This is a genomic window from Fibrobacter sp. UBA4297, assembly GCF_002394865.1.
In the GTDB taxonomy this organism is placed as follows: Bacteria; Fibrobacterota; Fibrobacteria; order Fibrobacterales; family Fibrobacteraceae; genus Fibrobacter.
The window spans coordinates 234,768-257,058 of the sequence record NZ_DGUZ01000021.1 but is presented as its reverse complement, the minus strand read 5'-3'; the positions used below and the strand labels follow the sequence as shown (position 1 = coordinate 257,058).

Genomic DNA, 22,291 nt, shown 5'->3' with positions numbered 1-22,291 from the left:
TGTAAATTAGAAAAATTATTTCTTGTCTGGCGCGTTAGGTGTTGGGGTTACTGGCTTTTCCGCTGCTTGTGCTTGAGGTTTCAGCGGAATTTGAATTTGTGGCTGTGCGGGTTGTGCGGTTTGCTTTACGACTTCCGGCATTGGGACATCTTTATGTGCGGCTGCGGCAATCTTTGGCATTTGCGGAGGGGCGACTGTTTTTTCAGCGGGCTGCTTAGCTGCGACTTCCGCTTTGGCGGTTGTTTCCGGTTTTGCCGGAGTGGTTTCAGCCGGTTTTGTCGGAGCGGCCGTTGGTGCGGGTGCGGCAACTTTCGCTTGAATCGTGGCTGCGGTCTTTGCATTTGCTGGAACTGTCGGAGCTTGTGCTGTAGCAGTAGCTGTTGTGGCTGTGCTCGAAGCAGTCTTTGCCGTTGGGGCTTGCGCCTTCGGGGCTACACTCGATGCTGCCGGGATTGTCTTTGGTGCCGGAGTCGGAGCCGGGGCTGCTGCGGGTTTAGCCTGTGCAACGACCGGAGCTTCGGCGGGGAGGCTTGCAATGTGGTCGAAGTAGGCCTGCATCAAAGCCTTGTAGAACATGTCACCGAGCAACTGATAGCCCGCAGTCTTGAAGTGTACCTTGTCTTTCTTGGCGAGGTCTGCTTTTTCCCACTTGGCCATGGAACCAAGCCCGCCCATGATGGAGAACTTGTCCCAAACGCCAGCCTTGTGCTTGTCGGCGAGCATAAAGAACGCTTTGCGTGCGACTTCGCCATTCGGGTGCTGCACGTATTTTTTCTTGCGGACCTTGCGGTAAGAGTCGTTGTTTGTCTCGAAAATGAAAGCTGTCTTTGGGCTCACTTTGCGGATGCGCTTGATGAGCATGTCGTAGTCTTCACGGAAAGCCTTGTCGTTAAATACTTCGACGTTCGCATCGTTAATGCCGATGGCGAAAATCACGAGGTCCGGCTTGTAATAGGACATTTCTTTTTCAAAGAGCGGGCACGCTTCTTCAAAGTAGTTAGAGACCTTGGCGCCGTTGATGCCGACGTTCGTGTACGTGATGCCGGGCGCGTTGTTCTCTGCCAAGATACCCGTGAGCGTAAAGTGCGGGCGAGGCGGAACCGTATCTGCGGCAACGGAATCCAATGCGGCTTGCATGTCTTCGTCGCGGTTCAGGCAGTTCGTGTCGAGAACGTCTTCGCAGTCGCCCTGGAACATCGAATCTGCTGCGACCACTTGCGATGCTTGCTGAGAGGATGCTGGCGGGGGCGCAATGCCGAGCGAATCCATGCGCAGTGAATCGGCGACGCGGGCGAGCGAGTCTGCGCGGGCAACGGAATCCTTGTAGAGCGAGTCCGTGATGAACGCGGCGACTTCGGCTTGCTTGGTCGTATCTGCCCAGCGGAACGCAATCTGGATGGTGTCAATCGGGCGCGGACTCGTGAAAACGTAGCTCTGGCTAGAGGCGTCAAACGTTCCAAAGACGTCCATGGAATCAATGCGGAGCACTGGTTCGACGTCGTTGCTATCGCTATATCCGAAAACTCTAAAGCTTGTTTCGCCCCAGATGGGTTCGTTATTGTACTTGTCCAAAAGTAGCGTGATTTCGGCACGCGGGTCGCGGGTGCTTACTGCAATGCCAAGGAGTCCGAGCGGTTTTGTGATTTCGTGCTGGACGTTCTTATTCTTGTCCCAGATGCCTTTATAATAACTAGCGTAACTTGCAGGGGTGTTTGTCCTTGCTGCCGAATACGGGAATACGAAGCCGCGGCCTGCAGATGCACCCGGATATTCCTTTACCAGGTGTTCGCGGATGCGGCCCGAGATGACGTCTGCCTGCAAGTGCGAACCGCCAATGTGGAGGATGCGCACCTTGCCCCTGTTCTCGAAAACGAGCGTGTCGAGCTTCTTGAAAAACGGCTCGAAACTTGCGCTCCCTTGCGGGAACTGGATGGTGTTCAAAGACGTATCGATAAAGTCGTATTTCGTAAAGTCAACGTCATAGTAGCCTGGGGTGATTTCCATGTCCTTTGCAGAAACCATGGAGCCCATGCTAACAATGCCTAGTATGGCGGCAATGACGGCAAGCTTTTTCTTCACTTAACACCCCCTCCGGTATTTAAGGATTTAGCTTTTCTTTGTTCAAATCAATTACTTTAGTTGTGTCGGCGCTAGCCTGTTTTTTGTCCGAGAACTTGCGGATGTCCTTGAGTTTCGAATCGTTCAGGCCATGCCTGTCGCGGAACAAATAATAATCGTAGTACATGTGGAGCGATGAGCAGAAAAGGTCGCCCATATAAGAGGCTCCGCGGCGTGTAAAGTGCACATGGTCTGTAAAGCCGAGCGGTGGGGACTTCTTGACCCACTTGATCATGGAACCTTCGCCACCCATCACGCGGTGCATATCCCAATAGGCAAGGCCATTTTCGGCGGCCACTTCGCGAAGCATCTTGATGGTGATGCCTAGGCCCGGGTATGTTTGCCATCTTCCGTTAATTTGTTTTGCCATATCTGCTGGGCCGATGAACACGATGTCAGCATCCGGGTTAGCCTTCTTGACGGCCTGAATTTGTCTGGTAATGAGTTTCTTACTCCAGTCTAGGACCTTAGGCGTCATGCTCGGGACCATGTTTCCGCCGTATTCCATGATGATGAGCTTTGCGTTCATCGCCTTGTAAGATTCAGCGAGAAGCTGGCTATCGATCTTGTGGAAAACCGTGCCCGAACTTCCGCGCATGGCTACGTTGTCTACAGCGACACCATAAGCGCCATCCACTGAAATCGCATAAATTTCAGTGCGCCCGCTCAGGTAGAGCTTGATGTTCGAGGTCGTGTCCGGGAGCTTCCATGTATAAACGTTCAGCTTCGTGAACTTTTCGACGGCCGGAGCGGCTGCAGTTTCTTTTTTGTTTTTTGTCTTGATCTTCGGAGAACCGTCAGCATTTGTACCAACCTGTTCCATGACCTCATGTTCATAGGTGAGGCGGAGCTTGAGGCTACCCCTGTTGCTTGCAAGAACCTTGATGGTGGAGTAGCCGCCAACGTGCGGGAACATGTCCTTGCGGCTTTCGCGCTTCTTGACACCGATAACGGCAGAACCGTTAAGTTCGCCCACCTGGGCCAATGGTCCATAGCGGTTGTGCGTGGCGTGTTCTTCCTTGGGTCCAAAGATGATGTAGCGCTGCAAGTCGCCGTTGTTCCACTGCGATGTTGACTGCGACGGAATATGCATCACGGCAGGGAGCATGCCCGGACCGTTACCGCCGAACTCCGTCTGCAAGTCTTCGCGGATTGTAGACGAAATGCGGTCTTCTTCGAGCTGCGAGTCGCCGTAATGGATGACGTGGACCACGCTCGAATCCTTCTTTGCTGCAAGGAGGCTCTGGAAGAATCTGTCAAACCACGTGAGATCATCGTTCGGGAGGTCAAAGCGCGTACGGCCTTCCTTGAAGAAATCCTCGTAGTACTTGAGCGAGTCGGAGAATGCGGCGAACTGCTTCGCCTTGGTCTCTTCCATCATCTGGCGGATGGCGTCTTCGGGGTCTACCTGTTCGACTTTGACCTTGTTTCCGGCGGAGTCCGTTGTTGTTTCTGCCTTTTCAAAGATTTGAGAAAGCTTCGGGTAGCGGAGCGTCGTATCGCCGACATGAATCCCGTCTTCGGGGTAGGCTAGCGCCATCAATCCAAGGACGAGGAACAGGGAAATGATGCTGAGTAGTACTTTTACTGGAGTCATGCAGAGATGTCATCCCCGGCTTGACCGGGGATCTCCTTTATGATTTTTTCGATTCGATGTTTTGCTTGCTTCGTGCGATGATTTCGGCAGTGTCGCCAACGTGCATGGTGCCGTCGCGGAGGTCCTTGAATTCAAACTGACCGGCTTGGGCCTTGTCACCATCGACATAAACGACGATGCTTGCGCCCTGGTAGTTGGCCTGTTCCAGCTGCTTGCCCATCTTCATGGTGGCGAGCGGGTGAGAAACAGAGTTGCCGTTTGCGCGGAACACCTGGGCCGTTTCGAAAATCTTCTTCATGTCGTTCGTGAAGCTTGCGATGTAGAAGTCCACATGTTGCTTCGGGCTCGGCAAAAGTCCACGTTCGCGGAGGAGGTCGGCGAGCACGACGTCGCCCATGCCAAAGCCAACGCCCGGGATACGGTCGCCACCGAGCTTTTCGGTGAGGCTGTCATAACGTCCACCACCAGCGATAGCGCGCATGGATTTACCCTTGTCGAACACTTCGAACACGATGCCCGTGTAGTAGGCGAGGCCACGCACAATGGAAAGGTCGAGGTTCACGCATTCGCTAAAGCCTGCTGCGGCAAGCGTTGCAAAGAGGTCTTCGATTTCCTTGAGGGCGGCGGTTGCGTTTTCGCTCTTCACGGTGGCGCGCACTTCTTCGATAGACTTGCAGCTCATGAAATCGTCGAGTTGCTTGATCTGAGCTTCGGAAAGGCCTGCTTCGGTAAGTGCCTTGGCAAATGCTTCCGGGCCGATTTTCAAGCGACGGTCGAGAACCGGGTAAACAAGCGCCGGGTTCGGGGCGCCAATTTCTTCGAGGTAGGTGGCGAGGAGCTTGCGGCTCGAAACGCCAATGGCAAAGTCCGCGTCCTTGAGGCCGAATTTGCGAAGCATCGTTGCGATGGAGGCGAGCAAGTCCGCTTCGGCGTAGATGCTTTCGGTACCGATGATGTCCATGTTCAGCTGGAAGAATTCGCGGAGGCGACCCTTCTGTGCCTTTTCATAACGGAATAGGCGCGGCATGGAGAACCACTTGAACGGCTTCTTGAGTTCGCGGGCCTTCTGGATTACGAGGCGGGCGAGCGTCGGCGTCATTTCCGGGCGGAGTGCAATTTCGCGGTCGCCCTTGTCCTTAAAGTTGTAAAGCTGGCTTACAATTTCTTCGCCGGATTTTCCGGTGTAAAGTTCCAGATGTTCAAACATCGGGCCTTCGTATTCTTCGTAGGCGAAGCTTTCGGCGACCTTGCGCCATGTGTCAAAAATGTAGTTCTGGATGCGTTCAGCTTCCGGGTAAAAATCGCGTGTGCCCTTAGGCAGTTGAGGAATAGCAATACTCATAGTGACCGCAAATTTAGTAAAGTGGTTGGTGGTTAGTGGCTAGTGGTTGGGAAAACGCGGGCGGAAAAAGCCCTGTCTTTCCCGACGCATTGTCATTCCTGACTTGATGGGGGATTACCTTTATTTATTTGTGTGGGGGAGGTATCCCCCTGATTGCAGCCCGCTCCGCGGTCTTCCATCACCCCCACGCCTAAGGGGACACCCCCTAAAACCCCCGTCGCTTTTTGAAAAAGTCAATGTGTAAAATTTTGACATTTATTAAATGTATCTTAAGAAAAAAGGAGACCAATTATGATCATGGTCAAAGATGAATCAAGAAAGATTGTGTTTTACAAAGAAAAGGCCGGCGATAAAATCTGGTGGGTTGATTACGTTAGCTGCCGTGGGATTTATGCGGTATCCTTCGACAAGAAAAAAATCTTGTTTCTCTTTGGGGACTATCCTAAAAACTTCACTAAAGAGGAAAAGGAATTATTTGACAAAGAAAATCCTTATTGGGCAAACTTTTTTTTCGTAAAAAGGATAGCCCGCGTCGCGTTTGGGAGTCTATCTTGACCGAACTAGGTGAATGTGAAAATCCAGTGAATTTTGCAATCGTCTTTCCGCACTTCGATGCTCTGCCATTCCCCGCTTCGATGGGGAATCTCCTGTATTTTAATCATTAAAAGCGGTCTAGCCCCTAGGTGAATGGGTTGGTGGCAACGAGGAGCCGCCGAGGGGAAGGCTTTCCCCATTTTCCCCTCAAATAAATAATATGTAACATTGGTTCATGTTGCCGGTTTTACATTTCTTTTGCTATATTTGACACGTAAAATTTTAAATACCTTAAAAGGAAGGTTAATCATGGCAAGAAAGAAGATTGCACTCGTTGGTGCTGGTCAAATTGGTGGTACAATGGCTCTCGTGCTCGCACAGAAGAACCTCGGCGACGTCGTCCTTATCGACATTCCGCAGACTCAGGGCATGCCGAAGGGTAAGGCTCTCGATATTATGGAAGGCCGTTCCGTCATCAATTCGTCCGTTGATCTTCAGGGTTCTACCGATTACTCCGCTATTAAGGGTGCTGACGTTGTTATCGTTACCGCTGGTTTCCCGCGTATGCCGGGCATGAGCCGTGACGACCTCCTCGACAAGAACTGCGGCGTTATCAAGACTGTTGCTGAAGCCATCAAGGAAAATGCTCCGGATGCATTCGTGATCGTTATTACGAACCCGCTCGACGCCATGGTCTACAACATGCAGAAGCAGTCTGGCCTCCCGGCCAACAAGGTCATCGGTATGGCTGGCGTGCTCGACTCCGCTCGTCTCGCTTGCTTCGTTGCTGACGAACTCGGCGTTTCCGTCGAAGACGTGAAGGCTCTCGTTATGGGTGGCCACGGCGACACGATGGTCTCCATCATGGAATGCGTCTCTGTCGGTGGCATCCCGGTTTCTCAGCTCATGAGCAAGGAAAAGTTTGCTGAACTTGCAAAGCGTACCGCTGGTGCAGGTGGCGAAATCGTGAACCTCCTCGGTCGCGGTTCTGCTTTCTACAGCCCGGCTACCTCTGCTATCCACATGGCTGAAGCTTACCTCCTCGACAAGAAGAGCGTGTTCTCTTGCGCTGCCAAGCTCAACGGCGAATACGGCGTTAGCGGCCTCTACTGCGGTGTGCCGGTTGTCGTCGGTGCAAACGGTGTTGAAAAGATTCTTGAAGTCAAGATGAGCGCCGAAGAAAAGGCTGCTTTCGACAAGTCTGTCGAAGCTTGCAAGAAGAACGCCGAATGGGTTGACGCTCACACGTAATCAGACCGTTCGCGTCTAGACTCGATAGAAATATGTGAGCGACGCTCACTCTCGCGAAAACGCCTGGATAATGCCAGGCGTTTCTCGCTCACACCTAATGAGACCGCTCGGCTCTTGTGCAAGGCGGGGACTCCGTCTTCGCCTCGCTCTCACGAACACGCCTCGTTAATACGAGGTTGTTGTTCACGGGTAATCTATTAGATGTCATTCCCGCCTCCGAGCGGGCGGACAGCACTTGGAACTTTGTTCCATAGTGCGCATGGCCACCTTTAGGTGGGAATCTCCTTATAGCAGCCTTTTTAATCCCTCGATATTGCGGAGTACGATTGCGCCGCGTTTTATTTCTACAAGCCCTTTGGCGGCGAATTCCTTGAGCATGCGGGCGACGACTTCTCGGGCGGAATTCACGTCTCGCGCGATTTCTTCTTGTGTCTTTTTGACTTCGGGCTTGTCGCTACTTTCGTATGAATTAATCAAGTAATTGGCGAGGCGCTGGTCAAAACGCTTGAATAGCATTTGCTGAATGGCCCAAATTGTCTGTGAATAGCGTTCCGTTTCTTGCTCAAAGACAAATGAACGGACGTAGATGTTTGATTCCATAAGCCTTGCACAAACAGACGATGGAATGACGAGAACGGCTGTATCTTCTTCGGCGGTGACATTTGCTTCGAAAGTCAGCTGGTGAATTACGCATGATGCTGTCGAAACGCAGAACTCGTTTGCGTGTGCTCGGTAAAGCGTAACTTCGCGACCTTCGTCAGAAATAAGACTTATGCGGACACCGCCTTTCAAAATGAGAATAATCCCGAGGCAGGCGGAACGGTCACTGATGATGATTTGGTCCTTGTTGAAACGCTTGGTCAATGCTCGTTGCGATACAAGCGCCTTTTCTTCAAGCGTGAGATTTCCCCAAAACGGAATTTTTTTGACAATTTGACTAATCGGTTCGACCATAATGCGCCCCCTTTAAGGGGAATATATAAAATCATTTTGTTTGTCATTCCACTTCGTGGCTTGACGTGTTCGCTTCGGATATAGAAACATGCAAACATGTTTCTGCATCGCTCGGCTCTTTTGTCATTCCTGGCGCCTGTCCTCGCGCCTGTCCTCGCTTGACGGGGATGACCGGGATGATCGGGCGGACAGCACTTGGAACTTTGTTCCATAGTGCGCATGGCCACCTTTAGGTGGGAATCTCCTTTTTTAAGGTGTAGGAAGTGTGCTGTTTTTGAAGAGTTAATGCAAAAATAGCCCGCGCACTCGGACTCTGCTTACTTCGGCTTGCTCAGTACAGGCCTTACAGACGGTGGCGGGCTTGATTGGATTGAACTATATCATTTCTACGATTTGATTTTTGGGGCGGACGCCAACTGCGGAGTTTGTGACTTTACCGTCCTTCATGACCACGAGCAGCGGAATGCTTGACACGCGGAACATAGCGGCGAGATCACCCTCTTCGTCAACATTCACCTTTCCTACTTTTACTTTGTCCTTATACTCCTCTGCGATTTCCGAGATGGTGGGCGAGAGCATACGGCACGGGCCGCACCAAGGTGCCCAGAAATCAATCAGAACGGGCTTGTCGGATTTGAGGACTTCTTGTTCAAAGTTTTCTCTTGTGATTTTTAATTCAGCCATTGTTTTACCTTTCCTTTTTTTGTTTAAACTCTTTTCTGGGGAGCTATCCCCTCTTTACATCTATATTTTAGATAATCACAAGGCTTTAAACTGTGACTAGGTCACATTAACGAAAAAATTATTCAAAAATGAGTGCGGAGTTTTTTATTGTCCATTAAAATGGTTACCTTTTGTGTGTAAGGTTTTTATTGGAGGTACCTATGTCCCGAAAGTTTAAATTATCACTTGCAATGGCTTCTGTCGTTGCTGCATCTGTGATGTTTGCCGGTTGCAATGAAGAACAGCCCAAGGCTGAATCTAAAACGGCTGAGTCCGAAGTGCAAAATGCACCCGCGGTAAAATCTGCTAAGTCGGTGGTGGTTTATTATTCGCAGACGGGTGCCACGAAAAAGCTGGCGCAAATTTTCAAGAGCGCTCGCAATGCCGATGAATTTGAACTGACGCTTGCAAAACCGTACCCGTCCACTTACGATAGCACGATTGCGGCGGTCCGTGCAGAACGTGAATCTAAACAGTGGCCCGCTCTCGTGAATGCAAAACTCGATGTGGCAAAGTACGATACGGTGTTCATCGGTTACCCGATTATGTTTGGAACGTTTGCTCCGCCGCTTTACGCGTTCTTGGATGCAAATGATTTGAGCGGTAAGGTTGTGGTGCCGTTCTGCACTTACGGCAGTGGCGGCCGCAAGGCGAGTGCCGCAGAACTCAAAACTCTTGAGCCGAACGCCAACGTAACGCTTGCTTACGGAATTTCTAACAAGCGAATCAATGCAGAAAAGGGCATTGAAACAGCAACTCGTGAGGTCGAAGGTTTCTTTGCTGACCTTGCAACGGGCAAGACCGATGAAATGCTTATGGGCGGTTATTCTGGACAACGCCCGCTTATGGCTGAAGATTCCGCTGCTTTTGCCGAAGCAACGAAGGATTACGCTTACCTTGGCTTGAAACCGCTCAGCGTCTCTTCGCAGGTGGTCGCTGGCATGAACTATCTCTTCGTTTGTGAAATGAAGGCCTTTGGAGGTCCGGTCACGCAGACGAATGTGAAAATCTTCAAGCCGCTTCCCGGTCAAGGCGAAGCCCAGCTCATCGCCGTAGAAAAGTAAATTTGTCATGCCCGCCACCGCGCGGGCGACTTTCTTTGTTTGTCATGCCCGACGCCTGTCCTCGCCCTGTCCTCGCTTGACGGGGATGACGGGGATGATCGGGCTTCTCCCTGAAAATCTTGAATATGAATTATTTATCATCAGCTCTTGTCATTGCGCTTGTCGCCTCTAGCGCATCTATTGCAGCCTCAAAGGCAAAGAAAAACGAAATCAAGGACGCCCGCGATAAACAGAAATATCGCACGGTTGTCATTGATGGTCGCAAATGGATGGCGGACAACTTAAACTACAAGATGCCCGGTAGCACTTGCTATAGGGAAGATGACGATAATTGCATGGTCTATGGTCGCCTCTACACGTGGGAAGCCGCGCAAAAGGCATGCCCCGCAGGTTTCCATTTGCCGACGAATGAAGAATTTGAAAGTCTTTGGAAAGCTGCCGGTGGTGACTTCAATGCCGGTTACTTGATTAAGGCAAATTACGGTTGGTCCGGCGAAACTAACGGCAATGATACGCTCAAGTTCAGCGCGATGCCCGCCGGCAACATGTTTGATGATGGCACTTACGGCAATGAAAATAAGTTCGCGTTTTTCTGGAGCTCAAGCACCGAAGGGGGCGATGCTTCGGTCTGGTACCTCTCCTCAAAATCCATGGGCTTCAGCTACATGATGAAACCCAAGAATTTTGGATTTTCCGTCAGATGTGTAGAATAAAATAAAACCGCGGCATCAAAAAAGGTCGCGGAATTTTCTTTTACGGCGCGCATCTCGGAATACGATTTGTTGCGCATCTCGTTTCGCTGCGCTGCTCGTAGCTGTCTTTATTTCACGTTCACTCGTTGCACAATTTTGTTGCTTCCCGAGCGGATCTGCACCACGTAAAGCCCTTCGGCAATATCCTTCAAGTCCACCATTCCATTTTCGCTCTTGGTGCTAAATACGGGGCGCCCTTGCATGTCGAACAAGTCAACCTTTGCGGTCTTGGCGCTCGTTCCCGTTACGAATAACGTGCGTCCGGCAACGTATGCGGACATCATCGTTCTGCTAGCGATTTTTCCGATGGCGTCTGTGGAGTCTTTTTCCGTGGAATCCTTGGCTGTCGAATCTTTTTTGATGGAGTCTTGAGCAACGGAATCCTGCTTGACAGAATCCTTGGGCGGTTCGTAAGTCTGGAGTCTCACCAAAATGCTGTCGAATGCAGGCTTCGGTTTCAAGTTGTCGTCGTAGATAAGGCCTTTTTGTCTGTTTAGGCCGCCAAGCCAGCTCCATTTATCAGATACGCCCCAAATCAGGTACGTGTCTGCATTCGGCTCTTCAAGGATAATGTCAAGGTATTGACGGAATGTTTGCCCTTGGCGTTCAAGGTCTTTTCTGCTGACGTTGATACCGCTCTTGAATCCGATATCGAGTTCCGTGATTTTCAACTTGACGTTAAGCTTTGCAAGTTCCTTGGCGAGGGAGCGGAGGCTGTCCGGCGAACCGATAAAGTGCTTGTCGGTGGTGGTGTCTTCCACGTGTGTTTGGGAACCCACGCAATGGATAGGAATGCCGTTTTTGACCCAGCGCTTCACCTGTTCTAGCAAAAATCCTGCCTTGGCTTTCGGATTGACGCCCTGTTCGAGGTTGTAGTCGTTATAGCAGAGTTCTGCATCCGGGTCTACGGCGTGAGCCCATACGAAAGCGGAATCAATGAATTCCGGACCGATGCCCTGGTACCAAACGGAACCGGTGCGCCACTGGGGTTCGTTGTTGCTGATGGCTTCGTTCACCACATCCCATTCGGCGACTTTGCCTTTCCAGTGCCCGACCACGTTCTGGATGTGATTCTTGAGCACCTTGAGCAGTTTCTGCTTGTCGTTCTTGTAGTTGTTCACCCAGCCCGGAACTTGGCTGTGCCAGGCGAGGGCGTGGCCACGGACGCGCATGCCGTTTTGCTGTGCGTAACGGACCATCTTATCGCCATTGTTGTAATTGAACCTTCCTTCTTGCGGTTCGGTGGCGTCGAACTTCATCTCGTTTTCGGCAACGACGATGTTGAATTGGGATTTGTGGATCTGCTCGTAATTGCCGGGCAGGCCTCCGCCGAACCATTGCGAGTTCAAAATCGCGCCGATGTAGATCCCGTTTTTATCCGCAAGGGATCTTAGCGTTTCGTCTGCGGCGAAGGCACTTGATATACCTGCGCCAAGAAGGGCTGCACCAAGTGCAATCCCTGAAAAAGTTTTCTTCAAACTCATTGCGTACTCCTTATTTGTTCTTATTAAAATATTTCCAAAAAGGAGAAACGGAACCTATGGTTCCGAAATTTTGCATTGACTATTTGTCAGTAAAGATAAATTAACGTTAAGGTGCCAGACCGGCACACGCGGTTGACCCTAAAACGCCTGGTAAATCTTGAAAATTGCGAGAATTTTGCCGATAATAGCCGGAATGCCTGGACACAAGAAGCAGAGGATGACTCTCGTCACGCGGTTCTTCCACCAGCGTTTGACCTGCCAGATGTCATCGGTGAGCGTTTCCATTTCAGACACGCGCGGTGGTCGTACGTAAACCTGCGTCAGGGCTGTAAAGAATCCAACCCCGATAAGCGGTGTAAGCCCCGTAAACGGAGCCATGACTAGCGCCACAAGTATGGTCAGCGGATGGCCGCCTGCGATGATTGCACCGAGCATGGCGCCACCGCCAGTCAGCATGGCCCACTGCAGGCTCAGCTGTCCGGCCTTCTCGATTCCTGCGAAATAGCCAACGAGCACGATGCTTGCGATAATCGCAAGTGTGATGGTCCAGCCGATAATCTTCCAGATGGCCGTCCCCTTCGGGATGACAGAAATCGATTCTTCGCTCGGGAGTTCCTTGTCTTCTTCGATGATGCTTGCGATGCCGCGCATGTGGCCTGCTCCGACAACGGCAACGACCTTGTCGCCCGGAGCGTTCTTGATTTTGCTCGCGAGGAACTGGTCGCGTTCGTCAATGAGTACCTGCTTTACTTCGGGGAACGTCTTGCCGAACTCCTGCATCATGGAATTGAGGGCGTCTTTTTCCTTGATTTTCTGGAGCTCTTCTTCGCTGATTTCTGTCTTGTCAAAAATGCTTGCAAAAAGCCCGCCTAAGAGGCTGAACTTGCGGTACCACGGCGTGCATGCCCAGGTGCGCTTCAGCGTAATCTTGATGTCGCGGTCGGCCAAAACGATAGGGATGTTCTTTGCATTTGCAACATCGACCGCTTCCTTAAGTTCGGAGCCTGGCTTTACACCAGTCTGTGCACCCATGCGTTTCTGGTACGAACCGAGTACGAGGTTTGCAATGAGGGTGGCGAGCTGCTTTTTGCGAATCACGTCTCTCAGGTCTGTGTTCTTCCAGCGGTTCGGGTCCTGGATGGACTTGAGCCTGCCTTCGTCAAGTTCGACGCAGACAGTATCCGGTGATTCCTTTTCAATGGTTTCGTGCACCAAATCCTTGGATACCTGCGAGATGTGTGCCGTTCCCACGAGGATAATTTCCCTTTCATCCTTGGTGTGGATACGGTAGACGTCGGACTTATCGCCCGTTTGGGGATCCCTAATTTCTTCAGACTGAGAATTGACTTCGTTCATACGGTAGACGTAATGTAGAAAAAGATGGTGTGTTTTTCCGCAATGTGTGAAATTTGGGTTCATTTTGTGATAAAAAGAGAGTTGCCCTGAATAAATGTGAGAAATATGTGTATATTTTGGTAGGATTTTTTTCGGAGGAGTACCCCATGAAAAAATTGTTGGTTATTTTGTCTGCATTAAGCTTGTTCTTTTTCGGCTGCGCCAGCACGCCGAAGGACGATGGTGAGGGCTTGGATAACGCTCTCGTTTCTTTCGCATCCAGTGTCCAGAGCTCCCGTTGGCAAGAAGCCTTGAGCTATGTGACTCCGGACGAAGCTCGCCAGATTGGTACGTCTGATGGCTATGAATTTTTGCCGGAATACCAGACTGCCGCAAGCCGTCTCCCGCTTTCTACGCTCCGCAAGGCTAACCTCTCGCTTGACTCTGATGGTCGTCTCGTGGGTATCAAGGCTGTCATGGACGAAACCAACGAACGCTACAAGGTTTCCGAAGACCAGGCTAAGGTCGGCACGAACTTGAAGCAGATGGAAGACGACCGCATCAAGCGCCGCCTCGAAGAAGGTCAGAAGATTCTCCAGGAAGAAGAAGCTACCGCTCACCAGGAACAGCAGGTCGAAGTTCTTACCAACCGCCTTACCGACGACGAAAAGCGCAAGTACGGCAGCACGGGTGAACTCCTTGCTCCGGAATCCACTCGCGAAGATGGCACTGCTGAAGAATCCTACAACGGTGACTACAAGTAATCGGCTCGTTTCCGACAAAAACTTTTTGTAGATTTTCCCTCGACGGTTAGTCGGGGGATTTTTTTTAGGAGTGTCCTATGGATCGAATTGTTGCGTCATTTGCTATGCTTGTAACGCTTGCTCTGATGGCTTGCGGATCGGACTGGAGTGTTGGGCCTAATGACGGTGGCGCATCTTTTAGCAGGCGTTTCCATTACTATTATGAAGTGGACTGCCGCTATGACGCCTTTGACCAGCCGTACGACTGCTCGGATACCTATTCTATGTCGCCATCCATGAGTGTTGACCTGCGGATTACCCACGATGGCTATGCCACCCTTTGCGTCGATGATAATTGCTCTTACTATGACCCGCGCGACTACGATGTCGGTTACGATCATGGGGAGCGCTATTATGATTTTGAGGGGTATGATACCCGCATGGTAGTCTATGCGGATGGCTCCGAGCTCATTTACATTGATACTTACGAAGGCAACGCTAGCTATTATTATCATGATTATTACTAGTAGTTTATAGTCCTGAGTAACTAGGGCTTTTTTGCTTACTTTTACTGTCTACAGTCTACTGCCTACGGCCTACTTTTTCTATCTTATGCCCCACTCATGAGTAATTCGGAAAATTTTGTTATCGCCCTTGATGGTGGCTCAGGCACAGGCAAGAGTACTACTGCAAAGATTATTGCAAAGAAATTGGGCATTACCTACCTCGACACAGGTGCGATGTACCGCGCCGTGACGCTTGCCGCCCTCGATGCCGGTCTCGCTGCCAAAGAAGGTGCGGCTATGGACGAATTGCTCTCTAACCTCACACTCGGGTTCGACTCCGAAAACCACATCCTCATTAACGGTGTCTGCCGCGAATCTGAAATCCGTGGCATGCGCGTATCGAGCAACGTGAGCATCTACTGCGCCCTCCCGTCTGTCCGCGCTGCAATGACCAAACAGCAACGCGAAATCGGCAAGAAGCAGAGCTGCATTCTGGATGGCCGCGATATCGGAACCGTGGTGTTCCCCGATGCGAAGTACAAGTTTTTCATGGTGACGGACGTGAAGGTCCGCGCCGAACGCCGCTACAAGGAACTCCTTGAAAAAGGCGAAAAAGTTACCCTCGAAGAAGTCATGGGCAATCTGGTCAAACGCGACCGCTTGGACTCCTCTCGTGCGACCGCCCCGTTGAAGAAGGCGGACGATGCTATTGAAATTGACACTACACACATCTCAATCGAACAACAGGTTCAAAAGATTCTCGACTACGTAGGTGTAGTGGCGTAGTCCTGAGTCTTTTAACCACAACAATCAACAGGAGTATGTATTTAATCTGATTAGCTTCTTTAGTCTTGAGTCGGCTTTCACTAACCACCAATCACTAACCACTAACCACTAAATATCTTCTCCTGCAAAAGAAACAACAATATGTCTCAAAATCTCAAATTCGGAACTCAAGAAGATCTCGAAGAAATTCTCGCCGCCCAGGGTGAATGCTCCCCGGACTTCCGCAAGGCCAACGCTGACGTCTATGCCGGCATGGGCTGCCTCGAACAGGGCAAGCTCGTCACGGGTAAGATCAGCCAGGTGAACGACCAGGAAGTTCTCGTCGACGTGAACTACAAGTCCGAAGGCGTTATTGATCGCGCCGAATTCAAGGATACTGATTCTCTCGAACTCGGTTCCGAAATCGAAGTGTTCGTCGAAAAGCTCGAAGACGAAGACGGTCGCCTCATCCTCTCCAAGCAGAAGGCTGACTTCGTTCGCGTGTGGGATCGCATCCACGCTGCATTCGAAAACAACGAAGTCGTACGCGGCACTCTCACGAAGCGCATCAAGGGCGGCGTTGTCGTCGACCTCTTTGGTATCGATGCCTTCCTCCCGGGCTCTCAGATCGACCTCCGTCAGATTCCGGACATCAACGCTCTTATCGGCCAGGAATTCGACCTCAAGGTTATCAAGGTCAACAAGGCTCGTCGCAACATCGTCGTTTCTCGCCGTGTTGTTCTCGAAGAAGAACGCAACAAGCAGCGTGGCGACGTTCTCGAAACTCTCGAGAAGAACCAGGTCCGCAAGGGTATCGTCAAGAACATCACCGACTTCGGTGCATTCATTGACCTTGGCGGCGTAGATGGCCTCCTCCACATCACCGACATGAGCTACAAGCGCATCAACCACCCGTCCGAAATGCTCCAGCTCGGTCAGGAAGTCGAAGTCATGGTTCTCGACTTCAACGACAAGAAGGAACGCATCTCTCTCGGCATGAAGCAGCTTAAGCCGCATCCGTGGAAGGATATCGCTGAACGTTATCCGGAAGGCGCTATCGTCAAGGGTAAGGTTGTTTCCATCACTGATTACGGTGCATTCGTCGAACTCGACAGCGGTGTTGAAGGTCTCATCCACGTTTCTGAAATGTCCTGGACCCAGCACGTCAAGCACCCGTCCAAAATCCTCACCGTCGGTCAGGAAGTTGAAGCTGTTGTTCTCAAGGTTGAAGAAGATGCAGAACGTATCTCTCTCGGCATGAAGCAGCTCGAATCTGATCCGTGGGATTCTATCGAAACTGAACTTCCGCCGGGCGCACGCGTCGTCGGTGAAATCCGCAACATCGCTTCCTTCGGCGCATTCGTCGAAATCAAGGAAGGTGTTGATGGCCTCATCCACGTCTCCGACATGTCCTGGACCAAGAAGATCACCCACCCGAACGAAATGGTCAAGAAGGGTGACAAGGTTGAATGCGTCGTTCTCGCCGTCGATAAGGAAAAGCGCCGCATTTCTCTCTCCATGAAGCACCTCACCGAAGACCCGTGGGATTCTATCGATTCCACCTACCCGGTTGACTCCGAAGTCAAGGGCAAGATCGTTCGCATGCTCGACCGCGGCGTCGTGGTTGAACTCAACGACGGTATCGAAGGCTTCATCCCGGTCTCCAAGCTCACCGCTGAATACATCAAGGTTCCGGCCGATGCATTCAAGGTTGGCGACGAAGTTCCGGCTGTCGTGACCGAAATCGATCAGAACAACCGCAAGATCTATCTCTCCGTTGTTGACTACTTCAAGAACCGTGAATCCGCTGAACTCAAGGCTTGGATGGACTCCCACAAGCCGGGCGAAAACGGCACCACGATTGGCGAAGCTGTTGCTCCGAAGAAGAAGGCTTCCAAGAAGAAGGCTGAAAAGTCCGAAGAAGCTGAAGCTTAATTTGGTTTCAAACTAAAGCTTAAAGGAATCCCGCAGGCAACTGTGGGGTTTCTTTTTATTTGTCATTCCCCTAATGGGGCTTGACTTGTTCGCCTCGAATATAGAAACATGCAAGCATGTTTCTGCATCGCTCGGCTTCGTTGTCATTCCCGCCTCCGAGCGGGAATCTCCATACACGTCTCGAAATGCATATAAATTTTTTATTATTGCAATATGGAATTTCGCGAATCCCGCATCACAAAACGCATCGTCTGGATTGACATTTGCAAGGCTCTTGCCATTAGCTTGGTCGCACTCGGCCACATGCAATCTATTTACCTTGTCAATGAATCCATTTTCGCTTTTGCCATGCCCGCGTTCTTTTTCCTCTCCGGCTACACTTTTGAACGCTCGGCGAACGCTCCATTCCTAGAACTCCTCCGAAAAAAGTTCTGCAGCCTAGTCATCCCGTACTTTGGATTTTCTGCGATTCTTTTTGCATTCTGGTTCTTGGTGCGCCGCAATTTTGGCCTGTCGTACGAGACCCATGCGACTGTCACTGACGTCTTGATGCAGATTTTGTGCGGGACGAACAGCACGTTCTTTGTGACTCCTCTTTGGTTTTTGACTTGCCTTTTTGTTGTGGAAATCCTCTTTTGGTGCTTGCTCCGCATTCGGAAAAAGTTCCTGAGGGTGACCATAATTGCTTTGCTTTTTATTCCGGGACTTATTTACTGGACTTATATGGATATGTTGCAGTTGCCGCATGTTTTCTGGAATTTTGATCAGGCGAGTTTCTTTCTTTCGTGCCTAGCCATTGGTTTTGTCTCGTCAAAGAGAAATCTAGTTGAAAAATTACTTTGTTCTTTAAAACGTAATTTATTTGTGGTTTTAGTTTCGGTAATTGTATTTGCGCTAGTATTTGCCGTCCGTGAAAAAACAACGTCTCCTTTGCTTTTTGTGTCGATGCAGGCGATGATGACTTTTTCTAGCTTGCTCGTTTTTGTTGCGATTTGCAAATCCATTCGCGAAAGAGCTGTCCTGAATTTTATCGGGCAGAATACGATTACGATTTTGGCGTTGCATATCATGGTACAGAGCATCTTGCGTGGCGTGCTCTTCAAGGTTTTCCATGTGGCGCCTGAATGGATTGAATCTTCGCTAATCGTGAGCGTTGTGTTGACTCTCGTGACGATTGCGGCTCTCGTTCCCGTCATTCTGCTGATTAATAGATTTACCCCCTGGCTCGCCGGGAAAAGGCTTAGTGCTCTCAAATGACATCGTTGCGATACTAGTAACTAATAACTATTAACTAGTAACTAAATTTTAAATTGCTATTTTAATGGCTATGAATCTCGCTGGAAAGAAAATCCTTCTTGGAGTCTCGGGCGGAATTGCCGCCTACAAGTCTTGTGAACTCTTGCGCCTGTTGCAAAAGAAAGGCGCCGAAGTGCGCGTCTGCATGACCGAAGCCGCCACACAGTTTGTGGCCCCGCTTACGTTTGCAAGCCTCTCCAAGTGCCCGGTTTACCTGAAAAATGGCGCCGTTGAAGCGCGTCCGTTCCAGCATATCGATTTCCCGCGTTGGGCCGACCTTTATCTCGTCGTTCCGGCGACCGCGAATGTCATCGGAAAATTTGTCTATGGCATTGCCGATGACCCCGTGAGCCTCTGCTTTATGAGCTGCACAGGTCCGCGTTTTATCGCCCCTGCGATGAATGTCGCGATGTTCAATTCTCCGGCGGTTAAACGCAACCTCGAAACGCTCCGCAGTTTTGAAAATACGTTCGTGATGGACAGCCCGGCGGGCGAACTCGCCTGTGGTGAAGTTGGCAAAGGCCGCCTCCTCGACCCTGCGGAAATTGTCGCTTATTTAGAAGCTAGTAGTGTCATCCTGAGCGAAGCGCCGCGCGCGAAGTCGAAGGATCTTCAAACTCTTCCTGCTGAAAATGAAGTGGATCCGACGCTTCCCGGTTACGGCAAGAAGGTCCTCATCACGGCTGGTCGCACCGAAGAAGCGATTGACCCGGTGCGTTACATTAGCAACCGTAGCAGCGGAAAGACTGCTGTTGCCATTGCCGCGACGTTCCTGGCGAACGGCTTTGATGTGAGCGTTGTCGCTGGCCCGATGGAAGCTGAATTTCCGGGTGCCGTCCACGTGACAAAAATCAAGAGCGCTTGCGATATGCATAAGGCTGTTCTTGAGCAGATGAAAAACGCCGATGTGCTCGTGCATTGCGCCGCCGTGGCCGATTATCGCCCGAAGGTGGCCGCTACAGAAAAAATCAAGGATAGCCGTAGTCAGCTCGTCTTGGAACTTGAACCGAATCCGAACATCTTGCGTGACAGCGTCGCGCAAAAGCGTGCGGACCAGGTCATTGTCGGTTTTGCGCTTGAAACGGACCACTTCAAGGAACATGCGGCCGAGAAGCTCAAGAAGAGCGGCGCCGATGCGCTACTCCTCAATGCCCCTGTGGCTGCGAACAGCGGTTTTGGTTTTGACGAAGTCCGTTACACGTTAATCCGCGCGAACTCTCGCAATGCACAAAATGCGGCTGAGGTTGAAATTCCCGAGATGAAGATGGGTTCTAAAATCGATCTCGCGCAAGAAATTGTAGATTTTAGCCTTGATCAGTTAAAGAACGCTTAGAGGAACGGTATGCCCGAAGAATTTGATTTTAGCGAACTTCGCAAATATCTGCAAGGCCAAATGGACATGGGCGAGGAGGATTTGCTCCTCGATGAACCGTGGACGTTGACCCGTAAAAAGCCCGCCGTTCCTGCAGGGGCTCTGCGTCCGGCAAATCCGATGCCGCAAATGCGCCCGGCGAATCCGGCGCCATTCCCGCAGCATTCGGCTCCCGCGAATCCTGCTCCGATTCCGCAACAGTCACCGTTCCCTTCAAACCCCGCACCGTTTGCAAATCAGGCGCAGCCCGCTTTTCAGCAGTCTGCATTTGGCGCTCCCGCGCCATCCGCGCCGGCTCCGCGTCCGGCCCCGGCGCCAAAGCTCGATGCAGGCCTCACCATTGCCCCGCGCGCCGTCAAGAAAACGACTGCCGCGTACGAACTCGCCGATTCCATCGGCGCCTTCTACGATGCTCTCAAGACCGACGCACTTTACGCGCGTGCCGCGAACGTTGTTCGCTACGAAGGCCCGGAACACCCGCGCCTTCTGATTCTCCTTGCCGCTCCGAAGCCCGGCGAAACCGGCCGCAATTTCTTCCAGTCTCCGACTGGCGAGATGCTTGTGCGTTTGTTCGGAAGCCTCGGTTACGCCCCGGATTCACTTGGCGTTACGTATTTCTACAAGGATGCTCCGCGAGCACTATCTCCGATCCTGCTCGCCTCGCTCCGTCGAATGCTAACAAAGGAACTTTCCTTTATTGCACCTGAAATCATGATTACCTTTAGCGAACCGCTTTTCTATGACGTGTTCAGCAAGGGCAAAAACTTCAACGATTTCGCAGGAACAGCGCTTGATTTCAACGGCACAAAGACGGTTTCGCTTGTTGATGCTTACGCGATGACGACGGACAAGCAACTTAAATGGCTTACGTGGAAGGTCCATATTCCGCGTAGCGGCCTTTTCACCGCCGCCAAGTAGCCGCGCTATGTCTCCCCGGCCGTAGTGCCGGGGCCGGCGTACACACTCGCAATCATATTGTCATGCCCCACTTGATGGGGCATCTCCTTTTTATGGCACGTTTTCCCCCGCTTTTGTGCTATCCTCAAAATCCCATGTAAATTTTTATTGTATATTTAAATCGGTATAGTTATGTCAGAAGAAAATAATTCCAAGTCGTTTGAAGGTCGCCAAATGCCCGCCGATGTCGAGGCGGAACGTTGCCTCTTGGGCGGTATTTTGCGTGACCCCGAAGTGATGGGCACCGCGGTGATGGCCATCAGTGACGATGACTTTTTCTACATGGAACGTCATCAGTTGATTTGGAACGCGCTTTGCAGTTTGAACAAGGCGGTGACTCCCATCGATCCCGTGACGCTTTCGGCGGAACTCACAAAGATGGGCAAGCTCGACCTTGTCGGTGGCCGTGAATACATCTTTGAATTGATGGAATCCGTCGCATCGTCGGCGAATGTCCCGTGGCAGTTGGAACACCTCCGCAGCAAGGCGGTACTCCGCAAGCTAATCCGCACGTCATCTGAAATAATCCGCCAGGCGATGGACCCGGCTTCGACTCCGGACAATGTGCTTCAAGATGCCGAACGCGATATCTTTGCAATTGCCGATAACCAGGTGCGCAACACCCTCAAGTCTATCGACAACTTTGTGGCGCCACTTTTGGAACGCATCAATAACCGTCGTGATGGCGGTATTACAGGCGTACCTACAGGCATTACGGAACTCGACGAACTCACGAACGGTCTCCAGAATTCCGATTTGATTATTCTCGCTGCCCGTCCGGGTGTCGGCAAGACTTCTTTCGCTATGACGGTTGCCGCAAACGCCGCCATTCGCTACGGCAAGAACGTCGCCTTCTTCAGCTTGGAAATGGATGGCATCCAGCTTGCCCAGCGTCTACTCTGTTCGCAGGCGCAAGTGGACCAGAGTAGGCTCCGCAACGGTAAGCTCAGCTCTGACGAAATCAAGAAGATTATTGCTGCTGTCACACCGATTAACCAGGCTCCGCTTTTTGTCGATGACAATGCAGACCTCGGCATCATGGAACTCATGAGCAAGGCGCGTCAGCTCAAACACAAGGGCCACCTCGACCTCCTCATCATCGACTACTTGCAGTTGATGAAAACCGGCAAGGAAGAAAACCGCGCCGTCGCCATCGGTGCGATTTCCCGTGGCCTCAAGATCTTGGCGAAGGAACTGAGCATTCCGGTCATTGCACTCGCTCAGCTCAGCCGTAAGGTCGAAGAAAAAGGCCGTGAACGCCCGCAGCTTTCGGACTTGCGTGAATCCGGTTCTATCGAACAGGACGCCGACATGGTGTGGTTTGTGGAACGCCCGTTCGTGCAGACGCATAAGGACGAAGACCGCTACAAGGCAACGCTCATTGTGGCTAAGCACCGTAACGGTTCCGTAAAAGATATCGACATGAGCTTCGTGCCCGAATACACGACGTTCTACGATGCTACCGAACAGCAAGGCATGGAAGGTGGCGACGAAGATTACCAGTATGGTTCTGATGACGAAGGCGGTGGACCGCAGGTTGCCGACTTTGGCAGTTTTTAAGGA

General features: G+C 51.3%; 18 protein-coding genes and 1 pseudogene. 12 read left to right on the top strand and 7 right to left on the bottom strand.

From position 1 onward, the window contains the following. Positions 1 to 15 precede the first annotated feature (15 nt). From B3A20_RS13085 to hisS, 3 genes are read right to left on the bottom strand one after another with little or no spacing between them, the layout of a single operon-like run. Positions 16 to 2,079: a GDSL-type esterase/lipase family protein gene (locus tag B3A20_RS13085; RefSeq protein ID WP_290765620.1), complete on the bottom strand. Its 2,064-nt coding sequence runs from the start codon at positions 2,077 to 2,079 to the stop codon at positions 16 to 18. A 19-nt stretch (positions 2,080 to 2,098) separates the two neighbouring features. Further along, the gene (locus tag B3A20_RS13080) at positions 2,099 to 3,715 is read right to left on the bottom strand and encodes a hypothetical protein (RefSeq protein WP_290765618.1); all 1,617 of its coding nucleotides are present in this window, start codon (positions 3,713 to 3,715) and stop codon (positions 2,099 to 2,101) included. A 37-nt stretch (positions 3,716 to 3,752) separates the two neighbouring features. Next, complete coding sequence (gene hisS / locus B3A20_RS13075; RefSeq protein ID WP_290765616.1) at positions 3,753 to 5,057, bottom strand: histidine--tRNA ligase; 1,305 nt, start codon at positions 5,055 to 5,057, stop codon at positions 3,753 to 3,755. A 291-nt stretch (positions 5,058 to 5,348) separates the two neighbouring features. Between hisS and B3A20_RS13070 the strand changes: the two genes are divergently transcribed. Together B3A20_RS13070 and mdh are read left to right on the top strand one after the other, a co-directional pair. Next, the gene (locus B3A20_RS13070) at positions 5,349 to 5,612 is read left to right on the top strand and encodes a DUF7675 family protein (RefSeq protein WP_290765613.1); all 264 of its coding nucleotides are present in this window, start codon (positions 5,349 to 5,351) and stop codon (positions 5,610 to 5,612) included. Positions 5,613 to 5,900: 288 nt separating this feature from the next. After that, the gene (gene mdh / locus B3A20_RS13065; protein ID WP_173339185.1) at positions 5,901 to 6,842 is read left to right on the top strand and encodes a malate dehydrogenase; all 942 of its coding nucleotides are present in this window, start codon (positions 5,901 to 5,903) and stop codon (positions 6,840 to 6,842) included. Between the two features lie 285 nt (positions 6,843 to 7,127). Here mdh and B3A20_RS13060 read toward each other — a convergent pair whose 3' ends face one another. After that, the gene (locus B3A20_RS13060; protein WP_290765606.1) at positions 7,128 to 7,796 is read right to left on the bottom strand and encodes a Crp/Fnr family transcriptional regulator; all 669 of its coding nucleotides are present in this window, start codon (positions 7,794 to 7,796) and stop codon (positions 7,128 to 7,130) included. A gap of 375 nt (positions 7,797 to 8,171) precedes the next feature. After that, positions 8,172 to 8,495: pseudogene (trxA, locus tag B3A20_RS13055) on the bottom strand (thioredoxin); the annotation flags it as partial. 185 nt (positions 8,496 to 8,680) lie between these two features. On the opposite strand from trxA, the gene B3A20_RS13050 reads away from it, so the two are divergent. Both B3A20_RS13050 and B3A20_RS13045 read left to right on the top strand, forming a co-directional pair. Further along, a complete protein-coding gene (locus tag B3A20_RS13050) occupies positions 8,681 to 9,583 on the top strand; it encodes a flavodoxin (protein WP_290765604.1) in 903 nt (300 codons plus the stop codon). Between the two features lie 125 nt (positions 9,584 to 9,708). After that, positions 9,709 to 10,296, top strand: coding sequence for a fibrobacter succinogenes major paralogous domain-containing protein (locus B3A20_RS13045; protein ID WP_290765601.1), 588 nt, complete (start codon positions 9,709 to 9,711; stop codon positions 10,294 to 10,296). 107 nt (positions 10,297 to 10,403) lie between these two features. Here B3A20_RS13045 and B3A20_RS13040 read toward each other — a convergent pair whose 3' ends face one another. Together B3A20_RS13040 and B3A20_RS13035 are read right to left on the bottom strand one after the other, a co-directional pair. Beyond that, positions 10,404 to 11,819, bottom strand: coding sequence for an endo-1,4-beta-xylanase (locus tag B3A20_RS13040; RefSeq protein WP_290765599.1), 1,416 nt, complete (start codon positions 11,817 to 11,819; stop codon positions 10,404 to 10,406). A gap of 138 nt (positions 11,820 to 11,957) precedes the next feature. After that, positions 11,958 to 13,175: a TraB/GumN family protein gene (locus tag B3A20_RS13035; RefSeq protein ID WP_290765597.1), complete on the bottom strand. Its 1,218-nt coding sequence runs from the start codon at positions 13,173 to 13,175 to the stop codon at positions 11,958 to 11,960. A gap of 146 nt (positions 13,176 to 13,321) precedes the next feature. Between B3A20_RS13035 and B3A20_RS13030 the strand changes: the two genes are divergently transcribed. From B3A20_RS13030 to dnaB, 8 genes are all read left to right on the top strand, one after another. Continuing rightward, a complete protein-coding gene (locus B3A20_RS13030) occupies positions 13,322 to 13,918 on the top strand; it encodes a hypothetical protein (protein WP_290765594.1) in 597 nt (198 codons plus the stop codon). Between the two features lie 77 nt (positions 13,919 to 13,995). Next, a complete protein-coding gene (locus B3A20_RS13025; RefSeq protein WP_290765591.1) occupies positions 13,996 to 14,424 on the top strand; it encodes a hypothetical protein in 429 nt (142 codons plus the stop codon). Positions 14,425 to 14,520: 96 nt separating this feature from the next. After that, positions 14,521 to 15,189: a (d)CMP kinase gene (gene cmk / locus B3A20_RS13020; protein ID WP_290765588.1), complete on the top strand. Its 669-nt coding sequence runs from the start codon at positions 14,521 to 14,523 to the stop codon at positions 15,187 to 15,189. Positions 15,190 to 15,330: 141 nt separating this feature from the next. Then, positions 15,331 to 17,103 (top strand): 30S ribosomal protein S1, encoded by a 1,773-nt coding sequence (locus B3A20_RS13015; protein ID WP_290765586.1) that lies wholly within the window; start codon positions 15,331 to 15,333, stop codon positions 17,101 to 17,103. Positions 17,104 to 17,316: 213 nt separating this feature from the next. Then, positions 17,317 to 18,360, top strand: coding sequence for an acyltransferase family protein (locus B3A20_RS13010; RefSeq protein ID WP_290765584.1), 1,044 nt, complete (start codon positions 17,317 to 17,319; stop codon positions 18,358 to 18,360). A 64-nt stretch (positions 18,361 to 18,424) separates the two neighbouring features. Then, complete coding sequence (coaBC, locus tag B3A20_RS13005) at positions 18,425 to 19,732, top strand: bifunctional phosphopantothenoylcysteine decarboxylase/phosphopantothenate--cysteine ligase CoaBC (RefSeq protein ID WP_290765582.1); 1,308 nt, start codon at positions 18,425 to 18,427, stop codon at positions 19,730 to 19,732. Between the two features lie 9 nt (positions 19,733 to 19,741). Further along, positions 19,742 to 20,689: a hypothetical protein gene (locus tag B3A20_RS13000; protein ID WP_290765581.1), complete on the top strand. Its 948-nt coding sequence runs from the start codon at positions 19,742 to 19,744 to the stop codon at positions 20,687 to 20,689. Between the two features lie 171 nt (positions 20,690 to 20,860). Further along, entirely contained in the window at positions 20,861 to 22,288 is a 1,428-nt protein-coding gene (dnaB, locus tag B3A20_RS12995) for a replicative DNA helicase (RefSeq protein ID WP_290765579.1), read from the top strand. The last annotated feature ends 3 nt before the right edge of the window (positions 22,289 to 22,291 follow it).

What these genes read in the sequence shown, in the direction of transcription:
- B3A20_RS13015 (WP_290765586.1), top strand. Translation starts at nt 15,331, where the DNA reads ATGTCTCAAAATCTCAAATTCGGAACTCAAGAAGATCTCGAAGAAATT.
- B3A20_RS13040 (WP_290765599.1), bottom strand. Translation starts at nt 11,819, where the DNA reads ATGAGTTTGAAGAAAACTTTTTCAGGGATTGCACTTGGTGCAGCCCTT.
- B3A20_RS13080 (WP_290765618.1), bottom strand. Translation starts at nt 3,715, where the DNA reads ATGACTCCAGTAAAAGTACTACTCAGCATCATTTCCCTGTTCCTCGTC.
- B3A20_RS13060 (WP_290765606.1), bottom strand. Translation starts at nt 7,796, where the DNA reads ATGGTCGAACCGATTAGTCAAATTGTCAAAAAAATTCCGTTTTGGGGA.
- hisS (WP_290765616.1), bottom strand. Translation starts at nt 5,057, where the DNA reads ATGAGTATTGCTATTCCTCAACTGCCTAAGGGCACACGCGATTTTTAC.
- B3A20_RS13030 (WP_290765594.1), top strand. Translation starts at nt 13,322, where the DNA reads ATGAAAAAATTGTTGGTTATTTTGTCTGCATTAAGCTTGTTCTTTTTC.
- cmk (WP_290765588.1), top strand. Translation starts at nt 14,521, where the DNA reads ATGAGTAATTCGGAAAATTTTGTTATCGCCCTTGATGGTGGCTCAGGC.
- mdh (WP_173339185.1), top strand. Translation starts at nt 5,901, where the DNA reads ATGGCAAGAAAGAAGATTGCACTCGTTGGTGCTGGTCAAATTGGTGGT.
- B3A20_RS13050 (WP_290765604.1), top strand. Translation starts at nt 8,681, where the DNA reads ATGTCCCGAAAGTTTAAATTATCACTTGCAATGGCTTCTGTCGTTGCT.
- B3A20_RS13045 (WP_290765601.1), top strand. Translation starts at nt 9,709, where the DNA reads ATGAATTATTTATCATCAGCTCTTGTCATTGCGCTTGTCGCCTCTAGC.
- B3A20_RS13010 (WP_290765584.1), top strand. Translation starts at nt 17,317, where the DNA reads ATGGAATTTCGCGAATCCCGCATCACAAAACGCATCGTCTGGATTGAC.
- B3A20_RS13035 (WP_290765597.1), bottom strand. Translation starts at nt 13,175, where the DNA reads ATGAACGAAGTCAATTCTCAGTCTGAAGAAATTAGGGATCCCCAAACG.
- B3A20_RS13000 (WP_290765581.1), top strand. Translation starts at nt 19,742, where the DNA reads ATGCCCGAAGAATTTGATTTTAGCGAACTTCGCAAATATCTGCAAGGC.
- B3A20_RS13025 (WP_290765591.1), top strand. Translation starts at nt 13,996, where the DNA reads ATGGATCGAATTGTTGCGTCATTTGCTATGCTTGTAACGCTTGCTCTG.
- B3A20_RS13070 (WP_290765613.1), top strand. Translation starts at nt 5,349, where the DNA reads ATGATCATGGTCAAAGATGAATCAAGAAAGATTGTGTTTTACAAAGAA.
- dnaB (WP_290765579.1), top strand. Translation starts at nt 20,861, where the DNA reads ATGTCAGAAGAAAATAATTCCAAGTCGTTTGAAGGTCGCCAAATGCCC.
- coaBC (WP_290765582.1), top strand. Translation starts at nt 18,425, where the DNA reads ATGGCTATGAATCTCGCTGGAAAGAAAATCCTTCTTGGAGTCTCGGGC.